This window comes from Sphingobacterium sp. NGMCC 1.201703, assembly GCF_047784615.1.
GTDB lineage: Bacteria > Bacteroidota > Bacteroidia > Sphingobacteriales > Sphingobacteriaceae > Sphingobacterium.
Genome location: NZ_JBLOHD010000002.1, coordinates 517,893 through 531,662 on the forward strand (window position 1 = coordinate 517,893; position 13,770 = coordinate 531,662).

Sequence of the window (13,770 nt, forward strand, 5' to 3'; positions counted from 1 at the left end):
CTATTTTTCAATTGTCAACAATGTACTTTTTGATTCGTCCAAGCGTCCTGAGACAACGGCCTTCCCTTCGGATAGACGCAATCGTATGAAGGCGCTTCCATTGTATGCCTGCACTTTTTTGGCGCCGATTGATGTGCCTTGATCAACAATCAGTTCACCATCTCCCGTTGAATCAAAATAAATCCAGTTTTTGGCATCCAGACAAAGGATGCCGTTTTTATCGAGCACTTTGGCCTGCACCGTTATGATATCTCCTTCCCGTGCAATTTCTTCAACCTGTAATTTTGTAGGTTGTCCCCAGGGTTGAGTCTGATACACTTGTTCGATTTCATCTGTCAGTAGTTGCTTGCCATTTTTCGCAACTGCTTTGAGCTGATTTTTCCCTTCACGAAACTTCACCATCCATCGCAACCCGGCGGCAGGGAAATCCTGGCTATTTCTTTTCTTGACCCCTTGGCTTTCACCATTGACAAATAGCTCGACTTCCTTCGCGTTAGAATATACTTTAACCATCTTCGCTTCATCTGCCTGTCCCCATCGAACAGGCCAGGTATGTCCATAGATATGCAACATAGGTTTTGAAGTCCAGTACGATTGAAATACATAATAGGATTCTTTCTTCGTAAAATCGCGTTCGACGACACCTTTCTGGTTGACATAGGGAACCGGATTATCAGGCCGAACAGGTGTAGAAAAATCTTTAAAGGGCCAATAAGCGGTACCGGTAAGCCATGGCATGGTTTCCTGTTCCTTGAGGTGCCAATCGATCAAGTTACAGATATAGCTCTCACTCCAGTCACCATCCTTGGAAACTCTTGCTGCACCGCCAACGAGCGATGCATCACCAGCCCGCTCATCGGTGGTACCATCACCTTCTATTTTGGCTAATGCCCGATCCGGATCCTCGGCATGTCGACGAGCATGACTATCTCCACCCCACTCCACATGAAGAAAATGTTTGACCTTTTTCATTTCTTCTGTCGAGGCCGTTTTATAATCTGTATATACGCCACGGTACCAACCGGCCCAGATAGAAGGTGAATACACATCGACAATATCTTTACAAAAATCACAACGCCGTATGGCTGTTTTCCGACTGGGATCCAATTGGTGGGAAAGTTCGTGCAGTTCACGCATAAATGTTCTGATTTTCTCTTTGTCGAATTCAGGGAAATCGCCAGGCCAATCATTTTCATTACCTAGGCCCCAGATAATGATCGAAGGGTGATTATAGTGCTGCTCTATCATATTTGTCAGCATACGTTTTCCCTGTTGCTGATAGATTTCACCGCCCAAGCCACCACGGCACCAAGGGATTTCCTCCCAGACTAAAATACCGAGGCTGTCACATGCTTCGAGCACGCTGCGGCTTTGCTGATAATGCCCCAATCGAATAAAGTTGACCCCCATTTCTTTCATCATCGTCATTTCCTGTAGAATCTGTGCATCCGTCATCGCTGCTCCTACGGCAGCATGATCTTCATGACGGTGAGTCCCACGGAGCAACAATCTTTTTCCATTTAGCAAAAAGGGACCATTCGCTTTAAATTCTACATGACGAAAACCAAAAACGGTCTCTTCTTTAAACGTCTGCCCATTGCTTTTGACGATGGTTACCAAACGGTACAAAGCGGGATGATCCGGACTCCACAATGCTGGTTTTTTAACTGTTAATTTCCCAAGGTCGAGTAAGCCTTTAGCAGAACGAACAACTGGAGTCTGACGCTCAAGCAATTTACCCGAAGGGTCGTAAAGCTGCGTTTCGACATCAAAATTTGAGCTGTTGGATTCTGTTAATAGCCGACCACGGATTTGCAACAGACCTTGCTTTCCGTCCACATCCACTGTAGGGCTAACAAAGACCTTTTCTAAAGCAGTCTGTGGTACATATTTCAAATTCAGGTGGCGATAGATACCTCCATAAAGATTAAAATCGGAAAGATCCGAGGGAATCATTTCGAGGTCACGTGAGTTATCTACCCGAATTGAAACAGGTATCTTTCCTTTAAACTGTGTTTTATAGGCTTCCGTTTTTTTAAACTGCTCGACCGCCTCAGTAATATCTACTGTCCACTCATCATATCCCCCAACATGTTCTCCTACTTTTTGCGTATGGATATAAACCGTGGACTTTTGTCCTGCACCTTCAAAATGGAGCAATGTACGACCATTTGGATAAGGATTTTCGATCGTTAATCTCTTTCGATACCAACTTGGTCCCTGATAATAATTGACATCGGGATCAACCGCATCCAAAGCATTATAGCAATGTGGTAAACTAACGGTTTGCCATAGTGGAACGGATTCTGGATTGCCTGCTCCTACAGGCCGGACAGCCTCCCAGATCCCCCCAAGATCACTCCTTAGAAAATCCCATTCTTGATCGATTCGCTTTGATTCCTGAGCCTGGAGCTGTAAAGCGCCAAATCCCAAGAGCAGTGTAAGTATTTTATAAAATTTATTTTCTGTTATCATTAACGTGCTTCTCTTTTCTTAATCTTTGGTCCCGGATTACTCATCCAAGGCTCCGGTTTTCATTTTCTTTGCTGTGGCTGTCTTATCTCTTTCTAGTTTTCCAGCCAACTCCATTTTGATCACCGTTGCCACAGGATCAATTGCTTGTTTGGAAACTTCAATCTTGATCGCATCAGACTGCGATTTCACGTTAAGTGTTTTACCATTCGCCAAAAAACTGGCTTTTAAAACCTTATTCTTTATTGGAAGAACCACCGTTCCATCTTGAGGCCAGTCAAATATGGTCAGGTAAAGCAGGGTCTTGTCGCCCTGCTCCTTCATTGTGCATCTTCCCCAATCAAAAGGCTGCAAAGGACTGCTTTTGGTCGCATAGATAGCCTCGCTGTTTGTTTTCATCCATTTCCCTATCGTCGCCAATCTATCTATGCTTTCCTGTGGGAAGGTACCATCGGGTTTCGGACCAACATTTAGCAAATAATTCCCGCCTTTGGATGCGATATCAACCAAATTACGGATCAATGTTTCCGCCGACTTCCATTTATGGTCAGAGGTACGATATCCCCAGGTTCCATTCATCGTCATACAAGTTTCCCAGTGCTTTCCTTCTAATTCGCTCCAATCAGGAATTTTCTGTTCTGGCGTCTTGGTGTCGCCAGGAAAATTTGGTCTTTTCAAACGATCATTGGTAATAATATTGGGTTGCAGGCGCAGTTGTTCCTGGAGCATACTTGCGGCTTCATCAGTCATATTTGTTGGTGTATCCCACCATAACACAGCAATGTCGCCATAATTGCTCAACAGTTCTTTCACCTGTGGTACAGACACATTTTTGATATAGTCGTCAAAGCTCGCTGCCTCTTGCTTGGGATCCCAATGGCCTTTGTGCGCTAAGGTATACGCATCAATCTTCGCTGAATCCGGATTTGGCCAACCTTCCCGCATGAGTTTTCGAGCAGCTGAACCTCCTGGGTTATTCCAGTCTTGTGCTTGCGAATAATAGAATCCTAATTTAATGCCATACTTTTTACAAGCCGCAGCTAAAGGTTTTAACAGATCTTTACCATAGGGAGTTGCATCAACCATATTCCATTTGCTGGTTTTTGTTTCGAATAACGCAAAACCATCATGATGTTTGGCTGTGATAATGAGGTATTTCATACCGGCATCCTTCGCCATACGTACCCATTCATCTGGATTATATTGTATCGGATTAAATTGAGCTGCCATTGCCTGGTATTCGTCAACGGGGATCTTTGAACGGTTCATAATCCACTCTGCTCCCCCTCGAGCTTGCTCATGACCACGATAGACCCCACCGAATTGCGCATATACCCCCCAATGGATAAACATGCCAAATCTGGCTTCCTCCCACCATTTCATGCGCAGACTATCAGGAAGCTTATTTTCTTGCGCCATCGATGTGCTACTTGACATTCCTGATACCAAGAGTATCAGCAATACTATTTTATACATGTTGAGTTTAGTCTTCATACCTATCTTGGTTATATCTTAGAATCCTATTGTTTGCTTAAATTTATCATTTCCCAAACTTTTAGCAATATCTACCTCAGATTGTGGAACCGGCCAAAGGGTATCTCTCGCGGCAAATAAGCGCATCGCACCATCGGGATCTTTGGTGTTATCCATGATCTGTTTGATGACTCCCCATCGCTTCAGGTCAAAATAACGTTGCCCCTCAAGCGCTAGTTCAACACGTCGCTCGTGGCGGATAATATTTCGAAATTCATCCTTAGTCAATGAAGAACTAAATTCCAACAAAGGCATTTTAACATCTGCGCGCGAACGCACTTGATTCAACGCGTCTACTGCAGTTTGCTCAGGTCCAACGCTTTCATTTTTTGCCTCAGCATACATCAACAGCACATCGGCATAACGAAGAAATACCCAATCCTGGTCACTTTGCGTAGCATAGCTGGTGGGCCATTTGGCTTCATTGATATATTTTCTAGGTAAGAAGCCACCCTTAACATCCGCTGCTACAGGATCAAATGCGGAGGAAGCTGTCGTACCACGCCATACGCCACTGTAGATAATAGATGCCTTCAATCGCGGATCACGATTTTCATACGGATTTTTCGCATCATATTTGGCAGAAGTACTGATATCTTTACCATCAATACAGTGGTATGAATCTACGAGATAACCCAAAGGCTGTACCGTCATTAAATAAGAATACATCATATCCGCAGGACTGTACATATTAGGTGGTAAAAAGCGTGCTGAAAACATGATTTCGGGATTACCATTTTGACCGGGTTTTCTAAATAAATCCCGGTATCCACCTTGATAGATCGAGAATTTGTTTTCATCGATCACCATCTTAGCCGCTGTGGCGGCTTCAGCCCATTTCTTATTTGTCAATAATACCTTTGCTTTATAACCGAGGGCAGCCCCCCTAACAGCGTGGCCTTTATAGGCCGTATTTGGCAATTTTTCAATGGCATAATCAAGGTCTGCCAAAATAGCTTCTACTACTTTGCCTTTTTCGGCCCTTCCCAGTCTAGCACTGGCATCATCCATCCCCAAGGGCTCAAGTATCAAGGGTACATCACCATAGAGATTAGTCAGCAAAAAATAATAATGTGCACGAATGAAACGCGTCTCAGCTTTATACCGATCCCGATCCTGTTGGCTCATGCTGGTAATTCGGTCAATATTCGCAATCAATTTATTACAAGCCGCAATTGCTTGATAAGAGATCTCGTATCCTTCAGTTTGCATACCGCCTGTTGTTGAGGTCAATCCACCTCTAGAAATTGTATTAAAATTATTCGAGGTACTGGATATAAATGCATCATCGGAAAGCCCGTCCCAAAACATGCTGGCACCGCCCCATCCCCCTCTCGCGTTGGAAGAAGATGTGGAGTTATAGCCGCGACATAGGAATTCATACACACCCGATAGCGCGAGGTCTGCGTCTGCCTGAGTTTTCCAAAAGGTAGATTCCGGTATTTTATCAGTTGGGTTTTTATCTAAGAAATCTTTTGCACAACTGCCCAGCGCTGTGGTAGCCGCCAAGCAAAAATATAGATATGTTTTTTTAAGTTTAATTTTCATGATCTCATCAGTTAGAAGGTGATATTTGCACCAAATGCAAAAACTTTATTTTGAGGATGGGTTACATAACGTCCTGAGGTAGCACCACCGCTGCTGGATACACCTCTTTCAGGGTCTAAACCTGGGAACTTCGAAAAAGTAAGCAGATTATCTGCGGCAAAATAAACCCGAAGACCTGAGATACCTGCCTTCGACAATGTGCTTTGCGGAAGACTATATCCGATTTGAATATTTTTCAATCGCAAGAAAGATCCATCTTTCAGGAAAAATGTCGAGGCTGTCCTGACATTGTTTGCTGCAGGAGAATTATCTAAGCCTACAATCGGCAACGATGCATTTGGATTTTCCGGTGTCCAGGCATCCATCCATTCACGGGTGAAAGTTCCCCCTTGTCTAAAAGGAACGATTCCCCATTCGCTAACAAATATTTTCTGGCCTTGAGATCCAAAGAAAAATGCTGTAAAATCAAAATTTTTCCATACTGCTGTTGCATTAAAGGAATAATCAAAATCTGGGAATGCTCCTGGCACAACAACGCGATCATTATTATCCACCATATTATCGCCATCGACATCTGCAAATTTCAAATAACCAGGTTGTGCTGGCACTTGTTGTTTTGGCGAATTTGCAACCTCCTCCTTAGAGCGAAATATGCCTACACTTTCCAATAAATAAAAACTGCCATAGGGTAGACCTTCACGGGTAATTGTATTGCCCGAAATACGTTCAGCTCCATATTTTATAACCTTATTGCGATTGGCCTGAATATTTCCGTTCAATGTCAGCGAAACCTCACCTATTTTTTCACGGTATTGCAGTCCGAGTTCGATCCCTCGATTACGGAGCGTTCCATAATTTACCGTCGGTGCCGTCAGACCAATATAGGAAGGGAATGCTGTCGACGAGGAAAGAATATCAGAGGTGACTTTATTGTACCAGTCAAAGGAGGCTGTCAGTTTATTATTCCAGAATCCAAGATCAAAACCAAAATCGAGTACCCGGGTGCTCTCCCATTTTATCTGTTCATTTGCCATGGCAACCTGACGTGCGCCCTGTTGTAGGTTTTCTTCAAATGGATAGGCAAAAGCAGAGCTGTAAACCGTCTGATAGGGGTAATTGCCAATATTCTGATTACCCAAGGTTCCGATGGAAGCCCTAAGTTTGACTTCATTCACTGTTTCTTTAAGCTGCTCGCCAAAAAAAGCCTCGTCTGAGATCTTCCATCCTGCCGATACAGATGGGAAAAAGGCCCATTTACGATTCTCAGGAAAACGTGAAGAAGCATCATAACGGGCATTTCCCTCCAAGAGATACTTACCCTTGTAATCATAATTCAAACGACCATAATAGGACCTTAGCGACCATTCATTCGTGATACCACTATTAGACTGCTGTCCTGCGCCGCCACCATCTAATTCCAGCAAATCCTTATTTGGGAACTGCAATCTGCTGCCAAATAATTTTTGCGCCTTATTATATTCGGTCTGTGTACCTGCCAATACCTTCAGATTATGGTCTCCGAATGACTTATCATACGTTAGTTGGGTATAACCTACAGGATAGACATTATTATCATCCGTCACTTCCAATCCTTGGCCACCAACGTCCAATTGTCGCGCCGGAAGCGCATCTGGTTTTGCCTGCCACATGTACTGGTTGATTACAGGTTTGTTGGTGTAGTTTTTTGTAAATCCATAAGTCAGACCGCCACTGGTTTTCCATTCCAAGCCATCCAGTAATTTTATATTAACAAAAATATTTCCCTGCATAAAATAATTGTTTAGCCTTGTGAATGCATTTTCAGCAACGGCTACAGGGTTTTTATTGGGAGACTGAAAAGGATATGCCCTGGAAGTATATCGACCACTACCATCCGGGAGTACTGGACCATATAACGGCGATTGGCTTATTGTTGACAGAAACTGATCTTCGGCTCCATTTCTTGGATATTTTCGATCACCGTAATTCAGCGTAATGCTCGAACCAAAACTTATTCGATCATTGATTTTCGAATTGAGGTTCAACTGCAAATTATACTTTTTAAAGGACGTGCCGATCATAATATCGGGCTGATCAACATAGCCAAGGATGACGTTGTAATTGGTTCCATTAGCACCACCACTTAAACTTAAATTATGCGTTTGCACAGGTACCGTTTTAAATACGGCATCCAACCAGTTGAAATCCGGATAAAGTGTCTTATCCGTCGCATTTTTATAGGCGTCGATCATTTCCTGGCTGAAAAACGAATTCGCATTGGTAATACCTGAATTTTTAGCAGCTTGATTATATAGGCTCATATAATCTACCGAATTATAGACCAAATCAGGCAATGCTGAAGCCTTTGTGATGCCGACATTGTAATCGTAACTCAATTGTGCCTTTCCAGATTTACCCTGTTTGGTTGTCACTAGGATGACACCGTTTGCAGCTCTTGCCCCATAGATTGCTGCGGAGGCGGCGTCTTTTAATACCGTAATATTTTCAATCGCCTGTGGATTCAGGTTTTCCAAACTACCAGGAATCCCATCTACGATGACCAATGGCGCAGAAGATGCACCGTAAGAGCCCAATCCCCTAACCTGTAAATTCACATTTTCATTCCCGGCCTCTCCGGAGCCCTGTGTCACACGAAGTCCCGGCATACGCCCCTGAAGTAATTGTGTAGGGTTTGTTGCGATCCGCTTGTTCAAGGTTTTTCCGTCCACTGCCGCAACAGCCCCTGTTAAGTTACTCTTCTTCTGGGTTCCATAGCCTACTACGACAACTTCATCCATAAGACTACTTGATTCTTGTAGGACAAGATTGATATGATCTTTTTTATCAACAGCTATTTCTGCTTTTTCTCTACCTACTAAAGAAAAGATCAATACATCGATATCTTTAGCTATAATTTGGTAATTGCCGGATACATCTGTAACAGTCCCATTCTTTGCGCCTTTAATCTGTACTGTCACCCCCGCGAGTGGTTCGCCCGCAGGTGAGGTTACTTTTCCGGTTATTTTTAACTGAGACTGGGCAAATACATTTGGCGCAGTCATACTCATCAGCGAAAATAAAAGCAAACCCTTCCCTACCGTTTTGGTTATCGGTGTTATCATAGTTCTCTTGGTTTATGTGGTTATTTGAACTCAATAAATGAAACCAAATATCAAAAATCGCGGGTTTCCCAAGGGAGAATTTTCGTTCAAATAAGTGGAAAAAATGTCTTTTCCCTCGATTTTCAGCGGAATTAAACGGATTTTTAAAAAAATCTTATTTTCAATTGCTGATTCACTATTGAATAGGGCCTGAAAAATGCTTTTTATATACTTATTAAAAGAAAATATCAACTTACGAATAGGTTGATATTTTCTTTTTTTTGCTTCAAAGGAGTATGCTACTGAGGTTTAATACCCTGGATTTTGAGGTAGTAAATTGTTATTACGTGCGATTTCATCCTGAGGAATAGGCATCAGTGCGTGAAAATCTTTTACTTTTGGCTGGCTTTCATAAGCACCCTGTCTTGTAAATGCCTCCACGACCTGTCCCCAGCGTTTGATATCGTACCATCTTTTCCATTCAAAAGCCAATTCGACACGGCGTTCCTCTTGCACTGCTTTTCGAAAGTCAGCCTGTGTCATACCTACTGTCAGATCCGCTGGAAAATTCTGTACTCCCGCCGGTGTGTATCTTGCTCTGGCCCGAACAGCATTTATATAACTATAGGCTTTCTCTGTTGGTCCACCTTTACTCTCATTTATAGCTTCAGCAGCCATTAAAAGAACTTCGGCGTAGCGAAAGATAACATGCTTGATATCAGAATCAGAACCATCCGCCCCGGCATTAGCTCCTGGGTGTAGGCACCATTTTGCGGTATGTATACGGGGCCATTTCCATTTTTGATAAGGGGTCATCACTCCTTTTACAGGTGTTTCGGTCAGGAAGCTGATTTTCTTTCTGTAATCTTGATCGGAAAAGCTTGCATATACGCCATTGGACGGTACAATGACACTCCATCCCAACATATCAGCATCCCGTACCCCCGTCATTGGGGCGGTATAATCCTGATTGGATGCATTTTCACCAGTAATTCCGCCTAAAAAGTCAACTACCCAAACATGTTCGGTCTGAAAACCAAGATCGGCATCCCATAGGCTATTGTAGTCTTTGACCAAGGCATACTGGTATTTGTTTGCATCATTGATTACAGCCTCAGCCATCTTAGCGGCATCATCCCATTTTTTCAAGACCATATAGACCGAAGCCAACAAAGTCTGCGCGGCGCCCTTAGATGGTCTCGCTTTATTATTGTTGGCATAGGTATTCGGCAAATTCGCTATGGCATATTCGCAATCCGCGATGATATTGTCATAAACCTTTGCTGCCGGAGTTTTGCTGATAGCAATTACCTTACTTGGATCACTGACGAATTCGCTAATATAGGGAATGTCCCCAAATAGTTGAACCAAGTGATAGTAATACAAAGCCCGTAGCAATCTCGCTTCGGCGATAAGTGCGGATTTTTTAGCCTCATTCATGGTAACAGCCGGAATACCATCTATCGCGGCATTTGCCGCACCAATACCCAAATAAGCGGTTTTCCATACGGCTAGCAGATCTTGGTTGCTTGCATCGTGTGTAAAACTGTTGAGCTGAATACGACTAGACTGTGTCCCAATATCCGCAATATCAATGTCATCTCCCAGCAATTGCAGTACCATTGTCAATCGTCGTCCATAAAAATCTGCATTGGCCAAAAGTCCATAAATTCCCATAACGGAAGCCTCAGCATCCGCTTCGGTTTTAAAATATTGCTTAGGATCCAAAATACTTACCGGTTCTTCGTTTAGTTTTGTACAGGAAAACAAGCTGGTAAAACACAGCGCCGTAAGTATCATACGATATAGAGTTATCTTTTTCATTAGCATAAATTTTAATGGGTTTTATTTCCAGCATCTTGCTAAAAACTATTACACCCAATTATTTATTTTTCATTTATTTACCATCAATAGTACTTCGTAGGTTCTACTTGATGTTAAAACCTTAGATTTAGACCAAGGGTGTACGATTTAATATTGGGGTAACCCATATAATCCAACCCTACATTTCGGTTAGAGTCTTGATAGCTTACCTCAGGGTCAAAACCCGTATAGTTGGTCCAGGTCCATATATTTTGTGCGCTGAGGTATATTCTTAAATATTTTAAATGAATTTTTTCGAGCGACTTTTCTGAAAAATTATAGCCCAGAGCAAGATTTTTCAAGCGAAGATATGAGCCATCTTCTACCCAGCGTGAGGAAACTTCCGGATTGTTTGTTGAGCTTGCCCTTGGAACATCCGTATTTGTATTTTCCGGTGTCCAGCGTCGCAAGGCATCCTTGGTAGCATTTCCTTTTCCGGCCATCCAGTCCAGTTCCATTCGTGTGATGTTCAACATATCATTTCCATAACTTCCTTGCATAAAAATGTTCAGATCGAAATTCTTATACTTAAAATCATTGTTAAAACCGAAGGTGAAATCAGGATTTGGATTGCCTATAATCGTACGGTCATCGGCATTCACAACGCCATTTGCGCCAGCAGTCAACTGATTATCCTTATCGCGCCCAAATAAATCCTTATAGCGAATATCTCCAGGTTTCTTATTTGGTTGCGCACTAAAATCATCGCCCTGCTGATAAATTCCATCGGTCACCCATCCAAAAAATGCGCCAAGGACCTCACCTTCACGTAGTAGCTGCGAATCCGTTGAAAGCATGTGTCCCGGTATGGTGTTATATCGGATCTCACCGCCGGGAAGCTGCAAAATCTTGTTGCGATTGAAACTGATATTAAAATCTGTTTTCCATCCAAAAGCACCGTTGAGATTCGTTGTCTGCAATCCAAATTCCCAGCCTTTATTTTGCACACTTCCCACATTCTGGAGTGCAGTTGTAAAACCTGAATAAAGCGGCAGTGGCACCTGATACAACAGGTTGATTGTTTTTTTGTAATAATAGTCTACCGATAGATTGATTCTGCTTTTTAGAATACCGATATCCAATCCAGCGTCTGTCTGCTTGGTTGTCTCCCAGGTTAAATTAGGATTGGCAACATTCGTAGGCCGAACAGCATTAACAGGGCTTCCGCCCATTGTTGTTAAGGTAGGTGAAAATCTAGCCAAGGATTGGTAGGAACCAATTTCCGAATTTCCGGTTTCGCCATAACTTGTTCGCAATTTCAAATTGCTCAGCCAATCGATGGATTTCATAAACGGCTCCTGGCTCAGGTTCCAGGCAAGTGCGCCGGAAGGAAAGAAGGCCCATTTATTGTTATCACCAAACTTCGAAGATCCATCATACCGCCCTGTAGCTGTAATAAAATAGCGATTTTTGTAGTTATAGTTTAAGCGTCCATAAAATGAAGACATTACCCAATCTTCGAGATTCGATGCTGCATTTTGATAATTGGAACCAGCACCCAGATTCCAATAGCTGAAGCTGTCTGAAATGAAATTTCGATTATTGGCCTGCCAGGTTTCATTTCTTGAACTTTGATAAGAATAACCAGCCATGGCATTCAGATTATGGTCTTCGTGAAATGTTTGTGTATATGTCAAGAAGTTCTCATTGATCAAGTTGGTATTTTTATGCGCCGCAATTGATCCAACTCCACCAAAATTTCTTCCTTCGACAAGTTCTTTTGACACGTAGTTACCTGTACGTTGATTACTGACCTGCACACCGAAGGTGCTGCGAAAGATTAGATTTTCTAAAATCCCCAACTCCACAAATCCATTTCCCTGAAAAAGGTCTGTAATCACCTCATTTTTCCTTTCCATAGCAGCCGCTACCGGATTGTCATGTGGATCGCCGAACTGCTTCAGCGTGTATTTTCCTTCCGCATTGTAAACGCCCTGTGTGGGTTCAAAACGCAATGCTGCGGAGATCACTCCCGCGCCTGTCGTTCCGCTACTTCCTTCCTGTGTCCTTACTCCATTCAATTTATTGCGGTTAAACAGCAACCTTGTTCCAATTTTGATTCGATCAGAAACCTTCATTTCTAAATTTGAGGTCCCAGATAATCTTCTAAAATCGGAATTGATCACGGTTCCTTTCTGTCCAAAATGGCTCACGGAGGTATAATACCGGATGTTGTCGCTGCCACCGGACACAGAGACTTGATTATTCAACTGATTTCCGTTTCTAAAAATAAGATCCTGCCAATCTGTTCCTTCACCAAGAGATTGCGGATCTTTAAATGGTAAATTGTTGTTCCCTGCATTCGCATAGGTATCATTAATATAAGAAGCAAATTCCGAAGCATTTAATAGCGAAAGGCGCTTACCTACTTTTTGAGAGGCAAAGGAATTATTTAATTCAATAACAGGTTTGCCCGAACGCCCTTTTTTCGTTGTAATCATGATCACTCCATTGGCACCTCTCGAACCATAGATCGCTGTTGCAGAAGCATCTTTTAATACTTCGATAGATTCAACATCTTCGGGAGCCGGAGCCGAGCTACCAGGAAATCCGTCTACAACATACAAGGGATCGCTACTTGCATTGATAGAGCTACCACCCCTGATCCGTACGCGCGGAGCTTTGCCAGGTTCTCCATTCGTGCTGGTGACCGAAACTCCAGCAGCCCGTCCCTGTAAAGCTTGTGCAGTACCGGCCAATGGGAAAGCATTGATTTGATTTGCGTTAATGGAAGATACAGAACCTGTTAAATCGCTTTTTCGCTGTGTTCCATACCCCACCACGACAACTTCATCCATAACTGACTCATTCGACTCTAAGGTAAGCTGTATAGTCTTTTGATTTGCCGCAAGTTTAATTTCCTGCTTGGCATAACCTACGGACGAAAAAGTTAATGTTGCTTGTGCAGGTACCTTTAGCGTAAATTCGCCTTTATCGTTGGTCTGGGTACTCCGGCCACGAACTCCCTTTACGCTAATAGAAACTCCTTGCAAAGGCGAATTGTCTCTATTGACAACCTTACCTCTGATTTCTGATTCTTCCTGATTAATGCGATGATAAATACCGCTACCTTCGCCCCTAGTTGCTCCCATGGATAAGCCCGGGGACAAAAATATGGCCATGGAAGCATAGGGAATAAGTGCACAAGGCCCTCTTCTGAAAAGCTTTGATTTCATAATTTTACTGTTTAGTGTTTTTGGGTTTACGTTTGTAATTGATGGATTCACTCCTTGAGCAATTCGTTTGAATCCAAATCTAATTTCTAAAGATTTGT

At 42.9% G+C, this 13,770-nt stretch carries 6 protein-coding genes; all 6 read right to left on the reverse strand.

The genetic code is table 11. The features are described 5' to 3' along the window. The 6 genes from ACK8HY_RS07490 to ACK8HY_RS07515 all read right to left on the reverse strand — a co-directional run bounded on the left by ACK8HY_RS07490 (nucleotide 1) and on the right by ACK8HY_RS07515 (nucleotide 13,672). Nucleotides 1-2,475 carry a glycoside hydrolase family 2 TIM barrel-domain containing protein gene (locus tag ACK8HY_RS07490; RefSeq protein ID WP_416133246.1) on the reverse strand — a complete coding sequence of 825 codons (2,475 nt, stop codon included), beginning with the start codon at nucleotides 2,473-2,475 and terminating at the stop codon, nucleotides 1-3. Between the two features lie 36 nt (nucleotides 2,476-2,511). After that, a complete protein-coding gene (locus tag ACK8HY_RS07495; RefSeq protein ID WP_416133247.1) occupies nucleotides 2,512-3,966 on the reverse strand; it encodes an alpha-L-fucosidase in 1,455 nt (484 codons plus the stop codon). Nucleotides 3,967-3,984: 18 nt separating this feature from the next. Further along, nucleotides 3,985-5,553, reverse strand: coding sequence for a RagB/SusD family nutrient uptake outer membrane protein (locus tag ACK8HY_RS07500; protein WP_416133248.1), 1,569 nt, complete (start codon nucleotides 5,551-5,553; stop codon nucleotides 3,985-3,987). An 11-nt stretch (nucleotides 5,554-5,564) separates the two neighbouring features. Then, the gene (locus tag ACK8HY_RS07505; RefSeq protein WP_254846151.1) at nucleotides 5,565-8,654 is read right to left on the reverse strand and encodes a SusC/RagA family TonB-linked outer membrane protein; all 3,090 of its coding nucleotides are present in this window, start codon (nucleotides 8,652-8,654) and stop codon (nucleotides 5,565-5,567) included. 288 nt (nucleotides 8,655-8,942) lie between these two features. Then, nucleotides 8,943-10,457 carry a RagB/SusD family nutrient uptake outer membrane protein gene (locus ACK8HY_RS07510; RefSeq protein WP_416133249.1) on the reverse strand — a complete coding sequence of 505 codons (1,515 nt, stop codon included), beginning with the start codon at nucleotides 10,455-10,457 and terminating at the stop codon, nucleotides 8,943-8,945. A 113-nt stretch (nucleotides 10,458-10,570) separates the two neighbouring features. Continuing rightward, nucleotides 10,571-13,672 (reverse strand): SusC/RagA family TonB-linked outer membrane protein, encoded by a 3,102-nt coding sequence (locus tag ACK8HY_RS07515; protein WP_416133250.1) that lies wholly within the window; start codon nucleotides 13,670-13,672, stop codon nucleotides 10,571-10,573. Nucleotides 13,673-13,770: the final 98 nt, after the last annotated feature.

Coding starts and splice junctions, on each gene's coding strand:
- ACK8HY_RS07490 (WP_416133246.1), bottom strand. CDS start 2,475: ATGATAACAGAAAATAAATTTTATAAAATACTTACACTGCTCTTGGGA.
- ACK8HY_RS07495 (WP_416133247.1), bottom strand. CDS start 3,966: ATGAAGACTAAACTCAACATGTATAAAATAGTATTGCTGATACTCTTG.
- ACK8HY_RS07500 (WP_416133248.1), bottom strand. CDS start 5,553: ATGAAAATTAAACTTAAAAAAACATATCTATATTTTTGCTTGGCGGCT.
- ACK8HY_RS07505 (WP_254846151.1), bottom strand. CDS start 8,654: ATGATAACACCGATAACCAAAACGGTAGGGAAGGGTTTGCTTTTATTT.
- ACK8HY_RS07510 (WP_416133249.1), bottom strand. CDS start 10,457: ATGAAAAAGATAACTCTATATCGTATGATACTTACGGCGCTGTGTTTT.
- ACK8HY_RS07515 (WP_416133250.1), bottom strand. CDS start 13,672: ATGAAATCAAAGCTTTTCAGAAGAGGGCCTTGTGCACTTATTCCCTAT.